At 70.9% G+C, this 24,593-nt stretch carries 21 protein-coding genes; 19 read left to right on the forward strand and 2 right to left on the reverse strand.

Translation table 11 applies throughout. The features are described 5' to 3' along the window. Positions 1–184: 184 nt before the first annotated feature. The 10 genes from recN to AB0F88_RS19905 all read left to right on the forward strand — a co-directional run bounded on the left by recN (position 185) and on the right by AB0F88_RS19905 (position 11,412). Complete coding sequence (gene recN, locus AB0F88_RS19860; RefSeq protein WP_362685627.1) at positions 185–1,897, forward strand: DNA repair protein RecN; 1,713 nt, start codon at positions 185–187, stop codon at positions 1,895–1,897. 176 nt (positions 1,898–2,073) lie between these two features. Further along, entirely contained in the window at positions 2,074–3,285 is a 1,212-nt protein-coding gene (gene steA / locus AB0F88_RS19865) for a putative cytokinetic ring protein SteA (protein WP_362685630.1), read from the forward strand. Further along, positions 3,282–4,268, forward strand: coding sequence for a copper transporter (locus AB0F88_RS19870; protein WP_362685633.1), 987 nt, complete (start codon positions 3,282–3,284; stop codon positions 4,266–4,268). Before steA ends, AB0F88_RS19870 begins: the two co-directional genes overlap by 4 nt. Before the next feature lie 4 nt (positions 4,269–4,272). Continuing rightward, entirely contained in the window at positions 4,273–5,151 is an 879-nt protein-coding gene (locus AB0F88_RS19875) for a hypothetical protein (protein WP_362685636.1), read from the forward strand. Next, a complete protein-coding gene (locus AB0F88_RS19880) occupies positions 5,148–6,806 on the forward strand; it encodes a lipid II flippase MurJ (RefSeq protein WP_362685639.1) in 1,659 nt (552 codons plus the stop codon). Before AB0F88_RS19875 ends, AB0F88_RS19880 begins: the two co-directional genes overlap by 4 nt. A gap of 20 nt (positions 6,807–6,826) precedes the next feature. Then, complete coding sequence (locus AB0F88_RS19885) at positions 6,827–7,987, forward strand: glycosyltransferase family 4 protein (protein WP_362685642.1); 1,161 nt, start codon at positions 6,827–6,829, stop codon at positions 7,985–7,987. Positions 7,988–8,422: 435 nt separating this feature from the next. Continuing rightward, the gene (locus AB0F88_RS19890) at positions 8,423–9,412 is read left to right on the forward strand and encodes a TerC family protein (RefSeq protein ID WP_362685645.1); all 990 of its coding nucleotides are present in this window, start codon (positions 8,423–8,425) and stop codon (positions 9,410–9,412) included. 151 nt (positions 9,413–9,563) lie between these two features. Continuing rightward, entirely contained in the window at positions 9,564–10,187 is a 624-nt protein-coding gene (locus AB0F88_RS19895; protein ID WP_362685648.1) for a phosphatidylserine decarboxylase, read from the forward strand. Then, positions 10,174–11,007, forward strand: coding sequence for a CDP-diacylglycerol--serine O-phosphatidyltransferase (pssA, locus tag AB0F88_RS19900; protein WP_362685651.1), 834 nt, complete (start codon positions 10,174–10,176; stop codon positions 11,005–11,007). Before AB0F88_RS19895 ends, pssA begins: the two co-directional genes overlap by 14 nt. Positions 11,008–11,142: 135 nt before the next feature. Next, positions 11,143–11,412, forward strand: coding sequence for a hypothetical protein (locus AB0F88_RS19905; protein WP_362685654.1), 270 nt, complete (start codon positions 11,143–11,145; stop codon positions 11,410–11,412). Positions 11,413–11,498: 86 nt separating this feature from the next. Here AB0F88_RS19905 and AB0F88_RS19910 read toward each other — a convergent pair whose 3' ends face one another. Next, positions 11,499–12,140: an MBL fold metallo-hydrolase gene (locus AB0F88_RS19910; protein ID WP_362685657.1), complete on the reverse strand. Its 642-nt coding sequence runs from the start codon at positions 12,138–12,140 to the stop codon at positions 11,499–11,501. Between the two features lie 268 nt (positions 12,141–12,408). On the opposite strand from AB0F88_RS19910, the gene uvrA reads away from it, so the two are divergent. The 7 genes from uvrA (at position 12,409) to whiA (ending at position 21,593) form a co-directional block, all read left to right on the forward strand. Further along, positions 12,409–15,249 carry an excinuclease ABC subunit UvrA gene (gene uvrA, locus AB0F88_RS19915; protein WP_362685660.1) on the forward strand — a complete coding sequence of 947 codons (2,841 nt, stop codon included), beginning with the start codon at positions 12,409–12,411 and terminating at the stop codon, positions 15,247–15,249. Between the two features lie 89 nt (positions 15,250–15,338). Then, on the forward strand, positions 15,339–15,764 hold the full coding sequence (locus tag AB0F88_RS19920; RefSeq protein WP_362685663.1) for a Rieske (2Fe-2S) protein: 426 nt from the start codon (positions 15,339–15,341) through the stop codon (positions 15,762–15,764). Positions 15,765–16,004: 240 nt separating this feature from the next. Further along, positions 16,005–16,475: a Rieske (2Fe-2S) protein gene (locus AB0F88_RS19925; RefSeq protein ID WP_362685666.1), complete on the forward strand. Its 471-nt coding sequence runs from the start codon at positions 16,005–16,007 to the stop codon at positions 16,473–16,475. 284 nt (positions 16,476–16,759) lie between these two features. Then, a complete protein-coding gene (gene uvrC / locus AB0F88_RS19930; protein ID WP_362686703.1) occupies positions 16,760–18,718 on the forward strand; it encodes an excinuclease ABC subunit UvrC in 1,959 nt (652 codons plus the stop codon). Further along, entirely contained in the window at positions 18,715–19,587 is an 873-nt protein-coding gene (gene rapZ, locus AB0F88_RS19935; protein ID WP_344920849.1) for an RNase adapter RapZ, read from the forward strand. Before uvrC ends, rapZ begins: the two co-directional genes overlap by 4 nt. 14 nt (positions 19,588–19,601) lie before the next feature. Next, entirely contained in the window at positions 19,602–20,519 is a 918-nt protein-coding gene (gene yvcK, locus AB0F88_RS19940; RefSeq protein WP_362686706.1) for a uridine diphosphate-N-acetylglucosamine-binding protein YvcK, read from the forward strand. A 93-nt stretch (positions 20,520–20,612) separates the two neighbouring features. Then, positions 20,613–21,593, forward strand: coding sequence for a DNA-binding protein WhiA (gene whiA, locus AB0F88_RS19945; RefSeq protein ID WP_329079024.1), 981 nt, complete (start codon positions 20,613–20,615; stop codon positions 21,591–21,593). A 36-nt stretch (positions 21,594–21,629) separates the two neighbouring features. Here whiA and AB0F88_RS19950 read toward each other — a convergent pair whose 3' ends face one another. Beyond that, the gene (locus tag AB0F88_RS19950; RefSeq protein WP_362685670.1) at positions 21,630–22,142 is read right to left on the reverse strand and encodes a hypothetical protein; all 513 of its coding nucleotides are present in this window, start codon (positions 22,140–22,142) and stop codon (positions 21,630–21,632) included. A 215-nt stretch (positions 22,143–22,357) separates the two neighbouring features. Here AB0F88_RS19950 and gap point away from each other — a divergent pair, with 215 nt between their 5' ends. Continuing rightward, entirely contained in the window at positions 22,358–23,362 is a 1,005-nt protein-coding gene (gap, locus tag AB0F88_RS19955; protein ID WP_362685673.1) for a type I glyceraldehyde-3-phosphate dehydrogenase, read from the forward strand. Next, positions 23,362–24,549: a phosphoglycerate kinase gene (locus AB0F88_RS19960; RefSeq protein WP_362685676.1), complete on the forward strand. Its 1,188-nt coding sequence runs from the start codon at positions 23,362–23,364 to the stop codon at positions 24,547–24,549. The genes gap and AB0F88_RS19960 overlap by 1 nt, the downstream gene beginning before the upstream one ends. Positions 24,550–24,593 lie beyond the last annotated feature (44 nt).

Raw genomic sequence — 24,593 nt, forward strand, 5'->3', positions numbered from 1 at the left:
GGTGAGGTCACCACGTGTCATACCCCTTCGCCTACCAGGGCCGGACGGTACCGCGCAGCACAACCTCACGATCTGAACTCAGAACAGGCCCTAGTTCGTCCGGGCGGGCGACGCCTCGAGCGCGTAGGATCGTGCCCGCGCACCGCACTGATGTTCGGTGAATTCGATGTGACGGGAGGGACCAGTGCGACCTAGAGTCGAGGAGGTCCGCATCCAGGGGCTCGGCGTGATCGACGAGGCCGTCCTGGTGCTAGCGCCGGGATTCACCGTGGTCACGGGCGAGACGGGCGCGGGTAAGACCATGGTGGTGACCGGCCTGGGGCTGCTGTTCGGCGGCCGTGCCGACCCCGCCCGGGTCCGCCCCGGCTCCGGCAAGACCACCATCGAGGGCACGCTGATCGTCGACCCGGCGGGACGGGTCGCCCAGCAGGTGCAGGACGTGGGCGGCGTGGTCGAGGACGGCGAGCTGATCATCTCGCGGACGGTCTCCGTCGAGGGGCGCAGCCGCGCCTGGCTGGGCGGGCGCACCGTCCCGGTCGGCACCCTCACCTACCTGGCCGAGGACCTGGTGGCCGTGCACGGCCAGATGGACCAGCAGCGGCTGCTGCAGCCGGGCCGCCAGCGGGCCGCCCTCGACCGCTACGCCGGCGAGGAGCTGGTCAAGCCGCTGCGCGCCTACGAGCAGGCCTACAAACGGCACAGGAAGATCGCGGAGCAGCTGGAGGAGCTGACCACCAGGGCCAGGGAGCGCGCCCAGGAGGCCGACCAGCTCAGGTTCGGGCTCGGTGAGATCGAGAAGGCCGACCCCAAGCCCGGCGAGGAGATCGAGCTGCGCGAGGAGGAGGAGCGGCTCTCCCACGCCGACTCCCTCAGGGGCGCCGCGGAGACGGCGCACCGGGCGCTGCTCGGTGACCCGCTGTCCGGCGAGCAGGCCATGCCGGACGCCATCGCGCTGGTCGGCGAGGCCCGCGCGGCCGTCGAGGCGGTGCGCGACTTCGACCCCGCGCTCGCCGGGATCGCCGACCGGCTCGCGGAGGCGGGCTATCTGATCTCCGACGTCGCCACCGAGCTGGCCGCGTACTTCGAGTCGGTCGACGCCGACCCGGGCCGGCTCGCGGTCGTGCAGGAGCGGCGGGCCGTGCTCATCCACGTCATCCGCAGGTACGGCCAGGACACCGCGGAGGTGCTCGCCTGGGCGGCACGGGCCGCAGCCCGGGTGGCGGAGCTCGACGGCGACGACGATCGCATCGGCGAGCTCACCCGCGAGCACGAGGAGCTCACCGAGCGCCTCACCGAGCTGGCCGCCGAGCTGACCCGGATCAGGACGGCGGCCGCGGAGCGGTTCGGGCGGGCCGTGACAGAGGAGCTCACCGCGCTGGCCATGCCGCACGCCAGGGTGGTGGTCACCATCGCCGCCGCCCCCGAGTTCGGCCCGCAGGGCGTCGACGAGGTCGAGCTGCGCATGGCGCCGCACCCGGCCTCGCCGCTCCTGCCGCTGAACAAGGGCGCCTCCGGCGGCGAGCTGAGCCGGGTGATGCTCGCCATCGAGGTGGTGTTCGCCGGTGCCGACCCGGTCCCGACGTTCGTCTTCGACGAGGTCGACGCGGGCGTGGGAGGCAAGGCCGCGGTGGAGATCGGCCGCAGGCTGGCGCGGCTGGCCCGCACCTCCCAGGTGATCGTCGTCACCCACCTCCCGCAGGTCGCGGCCTTCGCCGACCAGCATCTCGTCGTGGAGAAGGCCGACGACGGGAGCGTGGTGCGCAGCGGCGTGATCGCCCTCGACAAGGACGGCCGGGCGCGCGAGCTCTCCCGCATGCTCGCCGGGCTCGAGGACTCCGAGCTGGGCCGCGCGCACGCCGAGGAGCTGCTGTCGATCGCCGCCGCCGACAAGGCGTGACCGGACAGTTGAAACGGGCCGAATAGGCCGGATAAAGGAGTGATGGGGCGCGTGACGGGTTGAAGGAGTAATTCGTATGGTCCGGGGGAGTAGGTGCCGGGGATTTCGGGTGACGGATCTGACACGCTGCCGGCTGTTTGGCTCTCCCGGTCGTTCCCTCTGGCAGGATGGTCGTGATGAAGGTGCCGATTGACGGGCTGAAAAACGGGCTCACCGGGTACCTCCGCCGCAGGAAGGTCACTGACCTTCCCGGGGTGACGGCAGTGGCGAGAATCGATCGGCGGACCAAGAGGCTGACCAAGCGCCTCAGGGCCGGGGAAATCGCGATTATCGATCACGTTGACGTTGACCGGGTGAGCGCGGAGGCGCTTGTCGCGTGCGGCGCGGCAGGTGTCGTCAACGTCGCCTCCGGCATCAGCGGCCGCTATCCCAACCTGGGCCCGCAGATCATCGTCGACGCCGGGGTGCCGTTCGTCGACAACGCCACCCCCGAGCTGTTCGAGCGGATCAAGGACGGCGACCTGGTCAGGCTGCACGAGGGCGTCATCCACCTCGACGACGAGGCGGTCGGCAAGGGCGACGTGCAGACGGCCGAGTCCGTCGAGGCCGCGATGAGCGAGGCGCGGGCCGGGCTGACGGTGCAGATCGAGGCGTTCGCGGCCAACACCATGGAGTACGTCCGCCGCGAGCGCGACCTCCTCATCGACGGGATCGGCGTTCCCGACGTCCGGACCGTCATGGAGGGCAGGCACGTCCTCATCGTGGTGCGCGGTTACCACTACAAGGAGGACATCGCCGCCCTCCGCCCCTACATCCGCGAGTACCGCCCGGTCATGATCGGGGTGGACGGCGGCGCGGACGCGCTGCTGGAGGCCGGATACCTGCCCGACATCATCGTCGGAGACTTCGACTCGGTCTCCACCAAGGCGCTCACCACCGGCGCCGAGCTGGTCGTGCACGCCTACCGCGACGGCCGGGCGCCGGGGCTGGAGCGGGTCCAGCAGCTGGGCCGCACCGCGGTGCTCTTCCCGGCGATCGGCACCAGCGAGGACATCGCGATGCTGCTCGCCGACGACAAGGGCGCCGACCTCATCGTCGCCGTCGGCACCCACGCGACCCTGGTGGAGTTCCTCGACAAGGGCCGCTCCGGCATGGCCAGCACCTTCCTCACCCGTCTGCGGGTGGGCAGCAAGCTCATCGACGCGAAAGGCGTCAGCCGGCTCTACCGCAGCCGGATCTCCACACCGTCCCTGCTCCTGCTCGTCGCCACCACGCTGATCACCATGGGGGTGGCGATCGTCGTCTCCCCGGTGGGCAAGATCTGGCTGGACAGCATGCGCGACGTCTGGAGCGGCTTCATCTTCTGGCTGGTCGGACTCTTCTCGTGATCGATTTCCGCTATCACCTCGTCTCCATCGTCGCGATCTTCCTCGCGCTGTCGGTGGGCATCGTGCTGGGCACCACCCTGCTCGAAGACCCCGTCATCAAGGCGAGCGAGCTGGCCGTCAACCAGTTCCGCGAGGGCAACAACGAGCTCCGCGACCAGGTCGAGGCCCTGCAGAAGCGCGAGGCCGCCAACGACGCGTTCGTGACCGCCGACACCCCCCGGCTGGTCCAGGACGCTCTCGTCGGCGAGAGCGTCGTGATCGTCGAGGCCCCGGGCAGCACGGCGAGCGTGCGTGAGGCGGCGCAGCAGGTGATCGAGGAGGCGGGGGCGACCGTGACCGGCCGGATCACCCTCGCCGAGCGATACACCGATCCCGCCCAGGCGGGCTTCCTCGACAAGCTGGCCGTCGGCGCCAAGGCCCCCGAGACCGTCTTCTCCGTCGAGGACACGGCGTACGACAAGGCGGCCGAGGTGCTCGCCGGCGCGATCCTGACCAGTGACTCCAGCCAGGTGGGCAAGGAGCACCCGGCCGGGGCCGGCATCCTCGACGCCTTCCAGCGCGGCGGACTGCTCACCGTCACCGGCGAACCCGCCAAGCGCGCCGAGGTGGCCCTGGTGATCGCCCCGGCGGAGGCGTACACCGGGGAGACCGCGGGCGAGCAGGCGAGCGCGCTCGTGACGCTGGCGGTCGGCCTGGACGACGCGGGCCAGGGCACCGTGCTGGCCGGTACGCAGACCTCGGTCGCGACCGGCGGGGTCATCGCCGCGCTCCGCGAGGACGCGGCCCTCACCGAGAAGGTCTCCAGCGTCGACACCGCCGATATGCCCGCGGGACGGGTCGTGGTGGTCTACGCTCTCCGAGAGCAACTCACCGGGCTGGCCGGCCAGTACGGCATCGGCCCCGGCGTCTCCGGCATCGAGCCCAGCGCGACGCCGACCCCCACGGCCGCCCCCACGGCCGCCACGGCCACCTCCGGAGGATGACCCGATGGCTCGTCGCGCTTTTCCCCGCGCCCTCGCGGGTGCCCTCGCCGGCGCGTTCCTCGGCGCGGTCGCCGCGCGTGCCGCGTACGCCGCCTTCACCCGCAGGCCGCCGGTGGGCGACGCGGAGACCTGGACCCGGACGAACCACCGGGGCGAGCCGATCACCCTGCTGGAGGGCCCGGCGTTCGTGGCCGGTGCCGGGGCCGCCGCGGCCGTGATCCCCGGGCTGCCCGGCGGGGTCCGGGTGGCGGCGCTGCTGGCGGTGGCGGGCGGCGGTGGCCTCGGAGCCTACGACGACCTGTACGGCGCGACCTCCTCCAAGGGGTTCAAGGGACATCTGAGCGCCCTGGCCAAGGGCGAGGTCACCAGCGGGGCCGTGAAGATCCTCGGCATCGGCGCGACCGGTCTGGCCGCCGCCGCCGTCATCTCCCGCGACCCCTTCGACGTTGTCGTCAACGGCGGGCTGATCGCCGGGAGCGCCAATCTGGCCAACCTCTTCGACCTGCGGCCGGGGCGCGCCGTGAAGGTGGGCCTGCTCGCAGGGGCGCCCCTGCTCGCCGCGGGACTGCTCAAGAACGACCCGGTCCCGGCCACCCTGGCCGCGCTCCCCATGGGGGCCGCCGCCGCACTGCTGCCCGAGGACCTCGGCGAGCGGGCGATGCTCGGCGACGCGGGGGCCAACGCGCTGGGCGCGCTCCTCGGCCTGGCCGCCGCCGTCACCCTGGGCCGTCCCGGACGGCTCGCCGTGCTCGGCACCGTGGTCGCGCTGACCGCGGCCTCGGAGAGGATCAGCTTCACCAAGGTGATCGCGGGCAACTCCCTCCTGCACCGCGTCGACATGCTCGGCCGTCGCCCTGTGGAGCAGGCACCCACCCCCCGATGAGCACGAGGATCGCGCGGGGGGTCGCGGGAGCGGCACTTCTCATCGGAGTCGTGACCGTCCTGGCCCGGCTCGTCGGGTTCGGCCGGTATCTCGTCCAGTCGCAGAGCGTCGGCAACAGCTGCCTGGGCACCGCCTACAACACCGCCAACTACGTGCCCAACATCGTCTTCGAGCTGGTCGCGGGTGGCGTGCTGGCCGGGATGGTGGTGCCGGTGCTGGCCTCGGCGGCCGCCAGGTCCGACGACGACCCCGAGGCCAGGGCCGAGGTGAGCCGGACCACCTCGGCGCTGCTCACCTGGGCGATGCTCGTCCTGGTGCCGCTGACGCTGCTCATCGTCGCGTTCGCCGGGCCGATCGTCGCGCTGCTCATGGGCGATCCGCACGGATGCGAACTGGCCGGCGTCGTCGAGGCCGGCACCGGCATGCTCGTCGTCTTCGCTCCTCGGATGATCTTCTTCGGGCTGGCCGTGGTGCTGTACGGGGTCCTCCAGGCGCACCGGCGATTCATGGGCCCGGCCCTGGCGCCGCTGGTCTCCAGCCTGCTCATCGTCGCCTCCAACCTGCTGTTCGAGGCGGTCAACGAGGAGGCCGCCCGAGACCTGTCGAAGCTCAGCGGCGCCGGGCAGCTGTCGCTCTCCCTCGGCGCGACCGTCGCCGCCGCCGCGATGGTGCTCACCGTCGTCGGGCCGGTGTCCCGGCTGCGGTTGCGGCTGCGGCCCACGCTGTCGTTCCCGCCGGGCGTCGCGATCAAGGCGCGAAGGCTCGCCACCGCGGGTCTCGCCGTGCTGGTCGCGCAGCAGGTCGCGCTGATCGTCGTCATCCGCCTGGCCAACGGCCTGGGCGGCGAGGGCGCGGTCGCCGTCTACACCTACGCCTGGGCGCTGTACCAGCTGCCGTACGCGGTGCTCGTGATGCCGATCGCCACCAGCTCGTTCCCGGTGCTGTCCACCCGGGCGGCCGAGGGGGACACGCCGGGTTTCGACGCCCTGACCGCCTCCACCACCCGGGCCGTGCTCCTGATGACGGGGCTCGCGGCCGGGGTGATGGCGGCGGTGGCCGTACCGGTGTCGAGGGTGTTCCTGGAGGACACCCCGGGCGGCGAGCCCGCCGAGATGGCGAGGGCCGTCGCGCTGTTCGCGCCGGGCCTGGTCGGGTACGCGCTCATGCTGCACCTCGCCCGCATCCTGTACGCCTGCGGGCGGGGCCGGTCGGCGGCCGTCGCCTCGGTGACCGGCTGGGCCGTGGCGCTGCTGGCCCAGATCGTGCTCGCCCACGCCGCGGGGGACCGGCCCGACGTGGTCGGGCAGCTGGCACTGGGCAGCACCGTCGGCATGACCGTCGGCGGGTTGCTCCTGGCCGTCGCGGTGCTCCGTAGCAGGGGGGTGGCCGCGCTGGCGGGGACGCCGCGCACCCTGCTGGCGACCCTGGCCGGCGGCGCCGCGGCCTGGGGGGCGGGGCTGTTCCTGGTCGGCGCCTTCGGCGCGGTGTCGAAGTGGATGTCCGTGGCGGCCGGGCTGGCCGCAGGCGTGGCCGGGACGGCCGCGTTCGCGGCCGTGGCGGTGGTGATCGACGGGAAGGACGCCCGGGCGCTGCTGGCGAGGCTCCGCCGGGGGGCTGTGAGGGATGAGAGCTCCGCCGGGGGCCGTGAGGGATGAGAGGGAGGGGAGCCGCTCCGATGGCCGACCAGGGCAGGCGCGTGGCACTCGTACTGGGGACGAGCGCGGGAGGGGTCGGCCGGCACGTCGCCATGCTGGCCGGGGGGCTGGTGCGCGGCGGCCACCGGGTGGTCGTGGCGGGTCCGCCGAGCACGGAGCGCGCCTTCGGCTTCGCGGCCCTCGGCGCGCGCTTCGCGCCCGTGCCGATCTCCGACCGGCCCCGCCCGATCGAGGACCTGCGGGCGATCCGGGCGCTCCGGGCGCTGCGCGGGGCGCACGCGGTGCACGCCCACGGGCTGCGGGCCGGGGCCCTGGCGGCGATCGCGCTGGCCGGGACCGGGACCGGCCTGGTGGTGACCCTGCACAACGCCGCCACCGCGGGCGGCGCCGTCGGTGCCGTCTACGGTCTCCTGGAACGGATCGTGGCCCGCCGCGCCGACCGGATCCTGGTCGTCTCCCCCGACCTGGGGGAGCGGATGACCCGCCTGGGCGCCGGGCGGGTCGAGGCCGCCGTCGTTCCGGCGCCCTCGCTGCCCCCGTCGGGGCGCGAGCCCGGCGACGTACGGCGAGAGCTCGGCACCGGTGATCGGATGATCTTCCTGACGGTCGCGAGACTCGCCCAGCAGAAGGGGCTGGAGACCCTGCTCGACGTCGTGAAGGCCCTGCGGGAGGCTCGCGGGGACGCGGGACCCGTCCCGGGCGGGGTATCCGCCGAACCCGCGGACGGCCGGGGCCCGGAGGAGCGGGCGCCGGAGGCGGTGTTCCTGGTGGCGGGGGAGGGGCCGCTGCGGGGGGAGTTGCAGGGGCGGATCGACCGGGAGAACCTGCCGGTGCGGCTGCTCGGCGACCGGGCCGACGTGGGGGATCTGCTCGGGGTGGCGAGGGCGCTGGTGGTGCCGAGCCGCTGGGAGGGACAGCCGCTCACCGTGCAGGAGGCCCTGCGGGCGGGCACGGCGGTCATCGCCACCGCGGTGGGGGGCATCCCGGCGATGGTGGGCGAGGCCGGGCTGCTGGTGCCGTACGGGGACATCGCCGCGATGCGCGACGCGGTCGCGAGGGTGCTCGCCGACGACGGTCTCGCCGGGGAACTGGCCGCGGCCGCGGCCAGGCGGGGCCGCGGGCTGCCGGGCGAGCAGGAGGCGCTCGCGGCGGTGCTCGCGGTCTACACCGGGCTTTCCTGAGCGGTGGTGACCGGGCTTTCCTGAGCGGTGGTGACCGGACCTCCCTGAGCGGGCCATCCGGGTTTTTCCTAGGACTGTGCAGAGATTCGCGGCTTGTGCCGGACTCCTCCCTGACCTCGGAGGAGGAGTTCTCGTGCTCTTCCGGCGGACTGGAGAGGTTCGAGGGGCCGGTGGCGGGCGGTTCCGGAGCCGGGGGGAACAAGCGGGGGCGTCGCGATGTTGGATTAGGCGCCGCCATGCCGGACACCTATACTGGCGTGGTTAGGGGGGGAGTATCCCTTCGCGACAGTCTCGTCATCACGGTGTTGTCTCGCTCCACGAGGCCCCCGGGGCTGTCGGTCCGCGTTGTCGACCTGCTTCACGTCGACCTGTCCTCACGCGGGCGGGAGAGACCTCCGGCAGTCTGTCGCGCGCGCCGCCGGAGGTTTATCAGTTGTGAATGTTCCTGTCTGGGCATGGTTCGCCGTCATCGGCGGGCTCCTGGTCGTCCTCGCCTTCGACCTTTGGATCGTCGATCGAGGCGAGGCCCGAGAGTTCTCCCTCAAGCAGGCCGGGTTCTGGGTCGGCTTCTACGTCACCCTCGCCGTGCTGTTCGGCATCGGGCTGTGGGTCTTCGCGGGCCCCACCCCCGCGGGCCAGTTCATCGCCGGGTATCTCACCGAGTACAGCCTGAGTATCGACAACCTCTTCGTTTTCTACATCATCATGACCCGCTTCGCGGTGCCGAAGGTGTACCAGCACAAGGTGCTGCTGATCGGCATCCTGATGGCGCTGGTCATGCGCGGCATCTTCATCGCGATCGGCGCCGCGGCCCTGGCCAACTTCGGCTGGCTGTTCTACGTCTTCGGCCTGTTCCTGATCTACACGGCGGTCCAGCTCGTCCGCCAGTTCGGCCAGGAGGAGCACCTCGAGGAGAACGCGGTGCTGCGCTGGGCGCGGCGGGTGCTGCCGCACACCGACGACTACGTGGGCTCCAAGATCACCGTAAAGGTCGACGGCAAGCGCCTGGTCACCCCGCTGCTGATCGTCATGATCGCCATCGGCACCACCGACCTGCTGTTCGCGCTCGACTCGATTCCGGCGATCTTCGGCCTGACCACCGACGCCTTCATCGTCTTCACCGCGAACGCGTTCGCCCTGATGGGCCTGCGCCAGCTGTACTTCCTGCTGGGCGGCCTGCTCCAGAAGCTGGTCTACCTCAGCTTCGGTCTTGCGTTCATCCTCGGTTTCATCGGGGTTAAGCTGATCCTCGAGGCCCTGCACTCCAGCGGTGTCTCCTGGGCCCCCGCGGTGCCGATCTGGTTGTCGCTGTCGGTCATCGTCGTCACGATGATCGTCACCACCGTGGTCAGCTTGATCAAGGCCCGGCGTGACATCCGCGCGGGCAAGGAAAACACCACCCCGGCGAGTGTCGAGCAGGGCTAGCGAATCGGCGTGTGAGGCGCTTTGCTTGTCTCATTGCGCCTTATAAGGGCTGAGAGATGGGTAACATCCTGCCCCAGAGCGGGTAGACATACCGGTCTAATGCCGCAAGACATCACAAAGGTTCCCTGTGTCCCACGATTCAGCAAGCCACATGCCAGGCCCGCTGGGCCTGGCACGTGGCGTCTCCCCGTGGTTGCTCCCGACCGTGGCCGCCGCCGCCGTGACCTCCCTGCTCAGCCGTCGTGACCGGCGCTGGGCGCTGGCGGCGGTCCCGCTGACCGCCCTCACCGGCGGGATGCTCTGGTTCTTCCGCGATCCGGATCGCACTCCGGGCACCGGGCGGATCCTGTCGCCCGCGGACGGCGTGGTGCAGAGCATCGACCCGTGGCCGGACGGCCGCACCCGGGTCGCGATCTTCATGAGCCCGCTCGACGTACACGTCAACCGGGCGCCGCTGGCCGGCACGGTCACCTCGATGGAACACGTGTCCGGGGGGTACCTGCCCGCGTTCAACAAGGACAGCGACACCAACGAGCGGGTCGTCTGGCACCTGGACACCGCGCTCGGCGACATCGAGCTGGTCCAGATCGCCGGCGCGGTCGCGCGCCGCATCGTGCCCTACGTGGCCGAGGGGGCGAAGGTCGCCAAGGCCCAGCGGATCGGCCTGATCAGGCTCGGCTCGCGGGTCGACGTCTACCTTCCCGAGGGGATCGCCCCGGCCGTCTCCGTGGGCCAGAAGACGGTCGCGGGGGTGACGGGTCTTGACCACGGCTGACGCGAGCTGGCCGATGGACGAGACGGACGACGAGCCACGAGGACCCGTGGGCAAGGCGTTCCGCCTGTCGGCCGCGGACTCCCTGTCTCTCGGCAACGCCCTCTGCGGCTTCCTCGCGGTCTGCGTGCTCGCCTGGTCGGCCATCAGCGCGCTGCAGCAGGACAAGCCCTTCGCGGCCGATCCTCGCTTCTTCGGCACCGCGGTGGTGCTCCTGCTGATCGGCGCCACCTGTGACCTGTTCGACGGCCTGGTGGCCCGCAAGTTCCGCGCCTCGGCCATGGGCGCCGAGCTGGACAACCTCGCCGATGTGATCAGCTTCGGCTTCGCGCCCGCCTTCATGGTGGTCATCTGGGCGGGGTTCAACCAGCAGATCCCCTTCCTTCTGGTGATGGCCGCGGCGTCTTCGGTGTTGCTGGCCGGGGTCGTCCGGCTCGCGCGCTTCGCCTGCGTGAAGACCAAGAGCGGCGACTTCATGGGGCTGCCCATCCCGATGGGCGCGATGACCGTGGTCTCGATCGTGCTGCTGTTCCCCCCGTCGATCTGGACGATCCTGCCCGTCTTCGGGGTGGCGTACCTCATGGTGAGCCGCATCGAGTACCCCAAGCCCAAGGGCAACCTGGCCGCCGCGGTGCTCGCCTGGATGATGATCAACGTCGCCTGCCTCACCATCTGGGTCGCGGGCCTGGCCGGTGGCGACACGCTGATCAAGGTCGGGGCGGTCATGCAGATGACGATCGTGGCGGCCATCCCGCTGCGGGTCCTGATGTTCAAGCGGGAGAAGCGCAAGGAGCAGCGCAAGGCGTCCGCCGGGGTCGGCTGACCGCCCGCGGCGCGCTCACGCCGTCTCCCCGAGGGCATGGCGGATGGTCGTCGGTACGCCATGCCCGGACCCGTTCTCGTCCCGGAATGCCCCGGCACGCTTCCCATGTCCGGCGTGGCTGCGTTCAATTGCCTCATGGGAGCTGAGCCGCATGAGCACACCCGTACCTACTTCCTCGGCATGCTCGCCCGCGAGCTGGAGCTGAGAGGCATGAGCGTGACGCTCAGGCGGAGCCCGCCGTCGCTGCGGGTCAGCGATCCCGAGGCGGCGATGTTCAACGAGACCCTCGACTGCGTCCCGCTGGCCGAGGGCTGGTTCTACCGCTGGTCCTGGGGCGACCTGGTGGAGCGGGTGGAGGATCCGGCCAAGGCAGCGGATCGGATCCTCCGGGTCTTCGGCGGCTGACGCCGTCCTCCCGCCGCGTTCGGGCCCCGCCCGGGCGGCGGGGAGCCCGGCCGTACGGGCCCGGACTCCCCGCCGCCCCGGGGGTGTCACCAGCCGCGCTCGCGCCACTCGGGCAGCGAGGGGCGCTCGGCGCCGAGCGTGGTGTCCTTGCCGTGGCCCGGGTAGACCCAGGTGTCGTCCGGCAGCCGGTCGAAGATCCGCTCCGACACGTCGGCGAAGAGCTGGGCGAACCGTTCGGGATCCTTGTTGGTGTTGCCGACGCCGCCGGGGAAGAGCGAGTCGCCGGTGAACAGGTGGCCCGGGTGGTGCAGGGCGATCGAGCCGGGGGTGTGCCCGCGCAGGTGGATCACCTCCAGGCTGACCACGCCGACGGTGATCCCGTCGCCGTCCTCCACCTCCAGGTCCACCGGCACCGGCAGCGCCCCCGCGTCGAGCGGGTGGGCGATCACCGAGGCGCCGGTCGCCCTGGCGACCTCCTCCAGGGCCTGCCAGTGGTCGCCGTGCTGGTGGGTGGTGACGATCTTGCTGATCGGCCGGTCGCCGATGAGTTCGAGCAGCCGGTCGGGCTCGGCGGCCGCGTCGATGAGCGCGCCGTCGCCGGTCTGGGTGCACCGGATCAGGTAGGCGTTGTTGTCGAACGGGCCGACGGCCAGCTTGGCGATCGTCAGGGCGGGCAGCTCGCGCAGGTCGGCGGGGCCGCCGACCTGAACATCACCGGTGTACGTCACGGATTCTCCTCGGACGGGGTCGCGGGAGGGCCGGGCGGCGCGCGCCCTGCCCTCGTCACCCTCATCATTCCGCCCGGCGGGCCGGTTGGGGCATAAGAGGGGTGTTCACATCGTTGAAACCGTGGGCCACCTGCCATGTCGGGGCGAAGGCCGTAGGCTGGAGAGGGCGGGAAAACGACTCCGGACGCCGGTCCGGAAAATTGTCGGCCCCTCTCGCTAGTCTTCCCGCGACCGCTTCCAACCCTCTATCAACGACGTCGGGACTGCTGTGGCTGACCGCCTCATCGTGCGTGGTGCACGTGAACACAACCTCAAGGACGTCTCGCTGGACCTGCCGCGAGACTCTCTGATCGTCTTCACCGGACTGTCCGGCTCGGGCAAGTCCAGCCTGGCCTTCGACACGATCTTCGCCGAAGGCCAGCGCCGCTATGTCGAATCGCTGTCGGCGTACGCGCGGCAGTTTCTCGGGCAGATGGACAAGCCCGATGTCGACTTCATCGAGGGGCTCTCGCCCGCGGTGTCGATCGACCAGAAGTCGACGAGCCGCAACCCCCGTTCCACCGTCGGCACGATCACCGAGGTGTACGACTACCTGCGCCTGCTCTGGGCGCGGATCGGCAAGCCGCACTGCCCGCAGTGCGGGCGGGCGATCGCCAGGCAGAGCCCCGAGCAGATCGTCGACCGGGTCATGGAGCTGGAGGAGGGCACCCGCTTCCAGGTGCTCGCCCCGGTGGTCCGCGGCCGCAAGGGCGAGTACGCCGAGCTGTTCACCCAGCTCCAGGCGAAGGGCTTCGCCCGCGCCCGCGTCGACGGCACGGTGGTCCGGCTGGACGAGCCGCCGACGCTGAAGAAGCAGGAGAAGCACGACATCGAGGTGATCGTCGACCGGCTGGCCGTGAAGGAGGGCGCGAGCAGCCGCCTGACCGGCTCGGTGGAGACCGCCCTGAGCCTGTCGGGCGGGACGATCACCCTGGAGTTCGTCGACCTGCCCGAGGACGACCCCAACCGCGAGCGCTTCTACTCCGAGCACCTCTACTGCCCCTACGACGACCTGTCGTTCGAGGAGCTGGAGCCTCGCTCGTTCTCGTTCAACTCGCCCTTCGGCGCCTGCCCGGAGTGCACGGGCCTGGGCGTCCGGATGGAGGTCGACCCCGACCTGGTCGTACCCGACCCGGAGAGGCCGCTGGGCGAGGGCGCGCTCTCCCCGTGGGCCGGCGGCCACACCAGCGATTACTTCGTACGCCTGGTCGAGGCGCTCGGCCTGACCATGGGCTTCGGTCTCGACACCCCGTGGGAGCGGCTCCCCAAGAAGGCGCAGAAGGCCCTGCTGTACGGCCACGACGAGCAGGTCCACGTCCGCTACAGCAACCGCTACGGCCGCCAGCGCTCCTACTACACCACCTTCGAGGGGGTCATCCCCTGGGTGCAGCGCCGCCACGGCGAGTCCGACAGCGACGGCATGCGCGAGAAGTACGAAGGCTACATGCGGGAGATCCCGTGCCCGGCCTGCGAGGGGGCCAGGCTCAAGCCGGTCTCGCTCGCCGTCACGGTCGACGGCCGCTCGATCGCCGACGTCTCGTCGATGTCGATCGGCGACTGCGCGGAGTTCCTGGCGGGGCTGAAGCTGTCCGACCGCGACATGCACATCGCCGAGCGGGTGGTCAAGGAGATCAACGCCCGGATGGGCTTCCTGCTCGACGTGGGTCTCGACTACCTGACCATGGACCGGGCCTCCGGCACCCTCGCCGGTGGCGAGGCGCAGCGCATCCGGCTCGCCACCCAGATCGGCTCGGGCCTGGTCGGGGTGCTGTACGTGCTGGACGAGCCCTCCATCGGCCTGCACCAGCGCGACAACCAGCGGCTGCTGGAGACCCTGATCAGGCTGCGTGACATGGGCAACACGCTCATCGTGGTCGAGCACGACGAGGACACCATCGCCGCCGCCGACTGGGTGGTCGACATCGGCCCCGGAGCGGGTGAGCACGGCGGCCAGGTCGTCGTCTCGGGCACCGTGGCCGACCTGCTGGCCTCGGAGAACTCGATGACCGGCGCCTACCTGTCCGGCCGCAAGACGATCGCGATCCCGGCCACCCGCCGCAAGCGTGACAAGAAGCGGCAGATCACCGTGAAGGGCGCCCGCGAGCACAACCTCAAGGGCGTCGACGTGGAGTTCCCGCTGGGGCTGCTGACCGCGGTCACCGGGGTCTCGGGATCGGGCAAGTCCACCCTGGTCAACGACATCCTCTACAACGCGCTGGCCAAGGAGCTGAACGGCGCGCGCACCGTCCCCGGCCGCCACGCGCGGGTCAACGGGATGGACCTGGTCGACAAGGTCGTGCACGTCGACCAGTCGGCGATCGGCCGCACGCCCCGGTCCAACCCGGCGACCTACACCGGTGTCTTCGACAAGGTCCGCGACCTGTTCGCGCAGACCACCGAGGCCAAGGTCCGCGGCTACCAGAAGGGCCGGTTCAGCTTCAACGTCAAGGGCGGCCGGTGCGAGGCCTGCTCGGGAGACGGCACCCTCAAGATCGAGATGAACTTCCTGCCGGACGTCTACGTGCCCTGCGAGGTCTGCCACGGGGCGCGCTACAACCGGGAGACCCTGGAGGTCCACTACAAGGGCAAGACGATCTCCGAGGTGCTCGACATGCCGATCGAGGAGGCCCTGGACTTCTTCGACTCCATCCCGGCCATCAAGCGCTACCTGAAGACGCTCAACGACGTCGGCCTGGGCTACGTCAGGCTCGGCCAGCCCGCCACGACCCTGTCCGGCGGCGAGGCCCAGCGCGTCAAGCTCGCCTCCGAGCTGCAGCGCCGCTCCACCGGTCGGACGATCTACGTGCTCGACGAGCCCACCACCGGCCTGCACTTCGAGGACATCCGCAGGCTGCTGGGCGTCCTGGGCAAGCTCGTCGACGGGGGCAACACGGTCATCGTCATCGAGCACAACCTCGACGTGATCAAGACCGCCGACTGGCTGATCGACATGGGCCCCGAGGGCGGCTCCCGGGGCGGCAGCGTGCTCGCCGTCGGCACGCCCGAGGAGGTCGCCCTGGTCGACGAGAGCCACACCGGACGCTTCCTGAGCAAGATCCTCGGCAGCTGAAGGCCGGATTCCGGACCGGGCCGCCCCGTCAATACCCTTGACGCGGAGCCCGGTTCCGATCCGGGGACGACGTTGCGAGAAGGGCCGAGATGAGCACGCAGGAGGCCTCCGCCATGCCCGCGCGCAGGCAGGTGATCGCCGCCGCGGGAGCCGTGGCGTGCGGGGCGGCGCTGGCCGGGTGCGGCGGCGGGGAGTCGGCCGCCGCCATCGTGCCGCCGGGGATCAAGGGGAAGGTCATCGCGCGGACCGCCGACATCCCGGTGGGCGGCGGCAAGGTGATCACCAAGTGGAAGATCGTGATCACCCAGCCGTCCTCGGGGGTGTTCAGGGCGTTCACGGCGAGCTGCCCGCACCGGGGGTGCGCGGTCGGCAGGGTCGGGGACGGCGTGATCCGCTGCCCCTGCCACGGCAGCGAGTTCGCCGCCGACTCCGGCAAGTGCCTCAAGGGCCCGGCGGAGGCGCCGCTGGTCCAGTACGCGCTGAAGGTCGAGGGCGACGGGATCGTCATGGTCTGACGGTTCGCGCCGTCCTCCTCCCAGGGGAGGCGCGTCTCAGGGGAGGCGCGGGCTCGGGAGCGCCGGGGCCGGTTCGCCGGGGGCGAAGCCCGCCCCGACGGTTTCCAGGGGATTCTCCGGATGGCCCGGAAAGAGGGCCGAGGCGGTAATTCTTCACAGTCTCCTGACAAGACGTACGGCATGCTGAACCGTCATCGGGGTTCCAGCCGTACCTGAAGATGATGATTCTGGAGGATATTCATGACTGAGACGACACGTCGTACCGTGATATTGAGCGCCGGAGGGGCCGGGATGGCCGCGGTGCTGACCGCGTGCGCGGGATACGGAGAGCCCGCGGCGGACGGCGCGGACACGTCCGCGACCGCCGCCTCGCAGGCGCCTGAGGCGGCCGAGACGAGCGCGGGTGCCGAGGGGAGCTCCGGGGCGAACGCCCTGGCCAAGACCGCGGAAATCCCCGAGGGGGGCGGCAAGGTCTTCAAGGACGAGAAGATCGTGATCACCCAGCCGACCGCGGGGGAGTTCAAGGCGTTCAGCTCCGTCTGCACCCACCAGGGGTGTGATGTCGACAAGATCGCGGACGGCACCATCGACTGCCCGTGCCACGGCAGCAAGTTCAAGATCACTGACGGTTCCGTGGCGAACGGCCCGGCCGACAAGCCGCTGGAGGAGAAGGCGATCAAGGTGGACGGCGACTCCATCGTCCTCGCCTGAATCCGGCCGCGGGCCCGCCGCCGGGAGGAACGTCCCGGCGGGGGGCCGGGTGCCACGCGGCGTCCCTCGCACGGCCCGGCCCGGGTCACCCCGCGCGGCGACGGGCGCCGCATGAGGGTGTGGCCCGCCCCGGCCGGGCGGGAGAACCGCGACGAAGGCCCGGGCGGGAGGATCGGCGAAGAGAGCCGAGGACCGCGGCGAAGGCCCGGGCGGGAGGATCGGCGAGGAAAGCTGTAAGGAAACCTGTCGGTCCGGGCCGATAGTCTTTCCGTGTGGCGAGATCTGTGGGTGGTCCGGTGAGTTTCCGGCCGAAGCCGGGGTCCATCCCCGAGTCCCCGGGCGTCTACCGGTTCAAGGACGCCGAGGGCCGGGTCATCTACGTCGGCAAGGCCAAGAGCCTGCGCCAGCGGCTCAACTCCTACTTCGCCGACTTCGCGGGCCTGCACCCGCGCACCCAGACCATGCTCACGACGGCCGTGGACGTCGACTGGACCGTCGTCGGCACCGAGGTCGAGGCGCTCCAGCTCGAATACTCCTGGATCAAGGAGTACGACCCCCGGTTCAACGTCAAGTACCGCGACGACAAGTCCTACCCCTACCTCGCGGTCACCATGGGGGAGGAGTTCCCCCGGGTCCAGGTGCTGCGCGGCGCCAAGCGCAGGGGCACCCGCTACTTCGGCCCCTACTCCCACGCCTGGGCGATCAGGGAGACCGTCGACCTGCTGCTGCGGGTCTTCCCGATCAGGAGCTGCTCGGGCGGGGTGTTCAAGCGGGCCGCGCAGATCGGCCGCCCCTGCCTGCTGGGCTACATCGACAAGTGCTCGGCCCCCTGCGTCGGCAGGGTCACCGCCGAGGAGCACCGGGACCTGGCCGACGACTTCTGCGAGTTCATGGCCGGCAACACCGGCCGGTTCATCAAGCGGCTGGAGCGCGAGATGCGCGAGGCCGCCGTCGCGCAGGAGTACGAGCGGGCCGCCAGGCTGCGTGACGACGTCCAGGCGCTGCAGCGGGCGATGGAGAAGCAGGCCGTGGTCCTCGGCGACAACACCGACTGCGACGTGGTCGCCCTGGCGGAGGATCCGCTGGAGGCCGCCGTCCAGGTGTTCTACGTTCGCAGCGGGCGGATCAGGGGACAGCGCGGCTGGGTGGTCGACAAGGTCGAGGAGGTCGCGCCGGGCGAGCTGGTCGAGCAGTTCCTGCTGCAGATGTACGGCGACGCGGCCGCCGAGGCGCTGCCCAGGGAGGTGCTGGTGCCCGTCCTGCCCCCCGACGCCGAGGCGGTCACCGAGCTGCTCGGCGAGCACCGCGGGGCACGGGTGGAGATCAGGGTCCCCCAGCGCGGCGACAAGAGGTCGCTGATGGAGACCGTCGAGCGCAACGCCGTCGAGTCCCTGAAGCAGCACAAGCTGAAGCGGGCCAGCGACCTGACCGCGCGCAGCAGGGCGCTGCAGGAGGTCGCCGACGCACTCGACCTCGACCAGGTGCCGCTGCGCATCGAGTGCTACGACGTCTCCCACATCCAGGGCACCAACGTGGTGGCCTCCATGGTGGTGTTCGAGGACGGCCTGGCCCGCAAGAGCGAGTACCGCAGGTTCTCCGTGCGTTCCACCGAGGGCGACGTCGCCTCCATCCACGAGGTGATCTCCCGCCGGTTCAAGCGCTATCTGGAGGAGCGCTCCGCCACCGGGGAGCTCGACGCGGCGACCGGGGCCGATCCCGCGGAGGAGGCCGCCGGAGAGCCGGGGGAGGGGTCGCGGACACCGGGCATCGACCCGGAGACCGGCAAGCCGCGCAAGTTCGCCTACCCGCCCAACCTGGTCGTCGTCGACGGCGGTCCCGCGCAGGCCGCGGCGGCCCGCAGGGCGCTCGACGAGCTGGGCGTGGACGACGTGGCGGTGTGCGGCCTGGCCAAGCGGCTGGAGGAGGTCTGGCTGCCCGGCGAGGACCTGCCGGTGATCCTCGCCCGCTCCAGCGAGGCCCTTTACCTTCTCCAGCGGGTACGCGACGAGGCCCACCGCTTCGCCATCGCCTACCATCGATCCAAACGGTCGAAGAGCGTCAAGGAAAGCGCTCTGGACGAGGTCCCCGGTCTCGGGCCGGCCCGCAGGCAGGCGTTGATCAAGCATTTCGGATCGGTGAAGCGGCTGCGGGAGGCGACCGCGGCGCAGATCTGCGAGGTTCCCGGGATCGGCCCCTCAACGGCCGAGACGATCGTGTCGGTCTTGAAGGGGCAGAACCCATGAGCGAAAGAGAGCCCGCGTTCGTCCTCGTCACCGGAATGTCGGGGGCGGGGCGGAGCACCGCCGCCAAGGCCCTGGAGGACCTGGGGTGGTTCGTCATCGACAACCTGCCGCCCGGACTGCTGTTCGCCATGGCCGAGGAGGCGGGGCGGGTCAAGCTGGCCGCCGACAAGGTGGCCGCGGTGGTCGACGTGCGCAGCCTGGCCTTCACCAGTGACCTCAACAGCGCGATCGAAGAGCTGGAGGGGCGCGGCGTCGCCGTGCGCGTGGTGTTCCTGGAGGCCAGCGACGAGGAGCTGGTCCGCAGGTTCGAGAACGTCCGCCGCCCGCACCCGCTGCAGGGCGACGGCCGCCTGGTCGACGGGATCGCCCGCGAGCGCGGCATCCTGCGCGAGGTCCGGGCCAACGCCGATCTGGTGATCGACACCTCCAACCTCAACGTCCACGAGCTCCGCGGGAAGATCGTCGCCTTCTTCGGCGGCGAGGACCGCCCCGGCCTGCGGGTCAACGTCGTCTCCTTCGGCTACAAGTACGGCCTGCCCGTCGACGCGGACCTGGTCGTCGACTGCCGGTTCCTGCCCAATCCCCACTGGGTTCCCGAACTTCGCCCCATGAACGGACTGGACGCTCCCGTACGGGAGTACGTTCTCAACCAAGCGGGTGCGAAGGAACTCCTCGACGCCTACGAGGAGGTGTTCGCCATCATCGCCTCCGGCTACACCCGCGAGGGCAAGAGCTACGCCACGCTCGCCGTCGGCTGCACCGGCGGCAAGCATCGCAGTGTCGCCATGGCCGAGCAGATCGGCGGCCGGCTGCGCGATAGGGGTGGCATGGAGGTGCAGGTGAGCCATCGGGATGTGGGCCGGGAGTGAACGAAGGTCTCAAGATCGTCGCACTGGGTGGGGGACACGGGCTGTACGCCTCGCTGTCGGCGTTGCGGAGGGTCACCTCCCGGCTGACGGCGGTGGTCACCGTCGCCGACGACGGGGGGTCGAGCGGCCGTCTCCGTCGTGAGCTCGGTGTGCTCCCCCCGGGAGACCTGAGGATGGCCCTGGCGGCCCTGTGCGGTGACGACGAGTGGGGGCGCACCTGGAGCGAGGTCGTCCAGCACCGCTTTCGCAGCGAGGGCGACCTGCACGGCCACGCGATCGGCAACCTGCTGATCGTGGCGCTGTGGGAGCGGCTCGGCGACACGGTCTCCGGGCTCGACTGGCTCGGGCGGCTGCTCGGCGCGCACGGGCGGGTGCTGCCGATGGCCTCGGTGCCGCTCGACATCGCCGCCGAGGTCGAGCTGGACGGCGAGGTGAGCACGGTACGCGGCCAGGTGGCCTGTGCCCTCACCCCCGGCCGGGTCCGGGCCATCTCGCTGCTTCCCGAGGATCCGCCGGCGTGCCCTGAGGCCGTCCAGGCGGTCCTCGACGCCGACTGGGTGGTGTTCGGCCCCGGATCCTGGTTCACCAGCGTGCTGCCCCACCTGAAGGTGCCCGAGCTGGCCGAGGCGCTGCACACCACCCGCGCGCGCCGCCTGGTCGCGCTGAACCTCGCCCCGCAGCCGGGGGAGACCGACGGCTTCTCCCCCCAGAAGCACCTGGAGGTGCTGCGCCAGCACGCGCCCTCCCTGGAGATCGACGTCGTCGTCGCCGACACCGGGGTGATCGAGGACCGCGACGAGCTGGAGAAGGCCGCGGCCGACCTCGGCGGCAGGCTGGTCCTCGCCTCCGTGGCGGACGAGGACGGCTCCCCGCGACACGATGCACAACGTCTTGCCTCCGTCCTGGACGAGATTTTCCGTGAGAAGCGTTGATCCTGGTCAGCGGTGCTCAGGAGTGCGAGAAACTTCTGTGAGCCCGATTTATCTCGGGCCGCATGGGGTCTGTATGGGGGAGGACGAACGCGCATGGCGATGACAGGTGTGGTCAAGGACGAGCTGAGCAGGCTGCCGGTCCTGAAGCCTTGCTGCCGTAAGGCCGAGGTGTCGACGCTGCTGCGGTTCGCGAGCGGGTTGCATCTGGTGAGCGGCCGGATCGTGATCGAGGCCGAGCTTGACACCAACGTCACCGCCCGGCGGCTGATCAAGGACATCGGTGAGGTTTTCGGGCACAAGGCGGAGGTGCTCGTCCTGGCCCCCGCCGGACTGCGCAAGGGCTCGCGTTACCTCGTGCGGGTCTACCGCGACGGGGAGGCGCTCGCCCGCCAGACCGGTCTGATCGACAACCACGGGCGCCCGGTCCGCGGCCTGCCCCGCCAGGTCGTCGCGGGGGCGACCTGCGACGCCGAGGCGGCCTGGCGGGGGGCGTTCCTGGCGCACGGCTCGCTCACCGAGCCGGGGCGCTCGATGTCGCTGGAGGTCACCTGTCCCGGGCCGGAGGCGGCGCTCGCGCTGGTCGGGTCCGCGCGGCGGTTGAAGATCCACGCCAAGGCCCGCGAGGTGCGCGGCGTCGACCGGGTGGTGGTCCGTGACGGCGACGCCATCGGCGCGCTGCTGACCAGGCTGGGCGCCCACGACAGCGTGCTGGCCTGGGAGGAGCGGCGGATGCGCCGCGAGGTCCGTGCGACGGCCAACCGGCTGGCCAACTTCGACGACGCCAACCTGCGCCGTTCGGCCCGCGCCGCGGTCGCCGCGGGGGCCAGGGTCCAGCGGGCCCTGGAGATCCTCGGGGAGGAGGCCCCCGAGCACCTGGTGATCGCCGGCCGCCTGCGGGTGGAGCACAAGCAGGCCTCCCTGGAGGAGCTCGGTCAGCTCGCGGACCCGCCCCTGACCAAAGACGCCATCGCCGGCCGCATCCGCCGCCTGCTGGCCATGGCCGACAAGCGCGCCCAGGACATCGGCATCCCCAACACCGAGGCCAATCTCACCGTCGACATGCTGGCCCCGTAGGCCCCGTCCGGATCGGGCCGCGGAAAGGCCCGCCGCTCAGGGCTGCTTCTTGGGCTCGAAGTAGTTCACCCGGTCGGCCTCGTCCGGCTGCGGGACGGACGAGGCGCGGGCGTCGTGGGCCTCGCGGGCGGCCTTGACGCGCCTGTTCACGAAGCTGAAGCCCGCGTAGGCGGCGACCACCCAGAACAGCAGCGCCACGGGGTCGCTCCCGAGCGCCTCGGGGAAGGCGTCGAGGACCCGGACGACAGCGGAGCCGTAGTCCTCGCCGGACAGCCGCACCCAGACGATGACGGCCCCGGCGATCTGGCCGAGCGCGGCGCCGGCGAGGGAGAGGAAGGCGGCCAGCGGCGGCAGTACCGGGCTGGTCGGCCTGACCGCGATCATGGCGAGACCGACGAGGAGACCGACGCCGATCGCGGCGAATCCGATCTCGTACCCGCTGAAGGCGATGAGCGCGCCGTAGGCCGCGGCACCGGCGACGGTGGCCAGGAGACCGGCGATAATGCCTGGTAGGAGCCCATTCGCCAGGTGTGGATCGTTGTCTGTCATGGCAGTTCCTCTTGGGGTTGGAGGTATTTACGGTGACGAGTCGGGCACTTTACTTGAATGGTGCGATACCTGTTCGTGGGTTAACGAATAACGGAGCACCCCCTCAAGTGGTCTAGGCCAATTTGGGTCCGATAAGGTTCGTGGTTGAGGTTTCAGCCCGCCCCAAGTCGCCGATCCGAGAGACCGGCGCACCGACGTACGAGGAGATCGGCACCGTGACCATCCGCGTAGGCGTCAACGGATTTGGCCGCATCGGCCGCAACTTCTGGCGCGCGGTCGCTGCCAGCGGCAAGGACATCGAGATCGTCGCGGTCAACGACCTGACCGACAACGCCACGCTCGCCCACCTGCTGAAGTACGACAGCATCCTCGGCCGCCTGCCGTACGAGGTGAAGAGCACCGCCGACGAGATCATCGTGGACGGCAAGACGATCAAGGCGTTCGCCGAGCGCGACCCCGCCAAGCTGCCCTGGGGCGACCTGGGCGTGGACGTCGTCGTCGAGTCGACCGGCTTCTTCACCGACGCCAACAAGGCCCGCGTGCACGCCGAGAACGGCGCCAAGAAGGTCATCATCTCGGCTCCGGCCAAGAACGAGGACGTCACCGTGGTGATGGGCGTCAACCACGACAAGTACGACCCGGCCAGCCACACGGTCATCTCCAACGCCTCCTGCACCACCAACTGCCTGGCGCCGATGGCCAAGGTCCTCAACGACACCTTCGGTATCGAGAAGGGTCTGATGACCACGATCCACGCCTACACGCAGGACCAGAACCTGCAGGACGCCCCGCACAGCGACCTGCGCCGTGCCCGCGCCGCCGCGATCAACATCGTGCCGACCTCGACCGGCGCCGCCAAGGCCATCGGCCTGGTGCTGCCCGAGCTCAAGGGCAAGCTCGACGGCTTCGCGCTGCGCGTGCCGATCCCCACGGGCTCGGCCACCGACCTCACCGTCGAGGTCGGCCGCGAGACCACCGTCGAGGAGGTCAACGCCGCGCTCAAGGCCGCGGCCGAGGGCGAGCTCAAGGGCTACCTCACCTACAGCGAGGACCCGATCGTCTCCTCCGACATCGTCACCGACCCCTCGTCCTGCATCTTCGACGCGCCCCTGACCAAGGTGATCGGCAACCAGGTCAAGGTCGTCGGCTGGTACGACAACGAGTGGGGTTACTCCAACCGTCTCGTCGACCTCATCGAGCTGGTCGGCGCCGACCTCTGATGAAGGACATCTCCGAGTTCGACGTGGACGGTCGGCGCGTCCTGGTGCGCGCCGACCTCAACGTCCCCCTGGAGGGGGACGTCATCACCGACGACGGCCGCATCCGCGCCTCGGTGCCGACGATCAAGGAGCTCGCGGGCCGGGGTGCCCGCGTGGTCGTCGTCGCGCACCTGGGACGCCCCAAGGGCAAGCCGAACCCGGAATACTCCCTGGCCCCCGTCGCCAAGCGGCTGGGCGAGCTCCTGGGCGCCGACGTCGCCTTCGCGACCGACGTGGTCGGCACCTCCGCCCAGGAGGTCGTGGAGGCCCTGCAGGACGGCCAGGTGGCCCTCCTGGAGAACCTGCGCTTCGAACCGGGCGAGGAGTCCAAGGACGACGCCGAGCGGGCGGAGTTCGCCGCCAAGCTGGCCGCCTTCGCCGACGTCTACGTGGGCGACGGCTTCGGCGCGGTGCACCGCAAGCACGCCAGCGTCTACGACGTGCCCGGCCTGCTGCCGCACGCCGCGGGCCGGCTGGTCCTGGCCGAGGTCGAGGTGCTCAGGAAGCTGACCGACGACACCGAGCGGCCGTACGTCGTGGTGCTCGGCGGTGCCAAGGTCTCCGACAAGCTCGGCGTCATCGGCAACCTGCTCACCAAGGTCGACCGGCTGCTCATCGGCGGCGGCATGGCCTACACCTTCCTGAAGGCCCAGGGCTACGAGGTCGGCAGGTCGCTGCTCCAGGAGGACCAGCTCGACAAGGTGCGCGGCTTCCTCGACGAGGCGGGCAAGCGCGACGTGGAGATCGTCCTTCCGGTCGACGTCCTGGCGGCCGTCGAGTTCGCCGAGGACGCCGAGTACGAGGTGGTCGACGCCACCGCGATCCCGGCCGACCGCGAGGGACTCGACATCGGCCCGCGCACCCGCGAGCTGTTCGCGGGCAAGCTGGCCGACGCCAAAACGGTGTTCTGGAACGGCCCGATGGGCGTCTTCGAGTTCGAGGCCTTCTCCGGCGGAACTCGCGCGGTCGCCGAGGCGTTGATCGCCTCTGAGGCCTTCACCGTCGTCGGCGGTGGAGACTCGGCCGCCGCCGTGCGCAGGCTCGGCCTGGCCGAGGACGGGTTCTCGCACATCTCCACCGGTGGCGGGGCCAGCCTCGAATACCTGGAGGGCAAGACCCTCCCCGGACTCGTGGCGCTGGAGCGGTAGAAGTGAACCCACGCGGTGAGCGGAGTGGCCGGTCGACGACCGAT

The sequence above is a fragment of the Streptosporangium sp. NPDC023963 genome (genome assembly GCF_040639135.1).
Taxonomy (GTDB): domain Bacteria; phylum Actinomycetota; class Actinomycetes; order Streptosporangiales; family Streptosporangiaceae; genus Streptosporangium.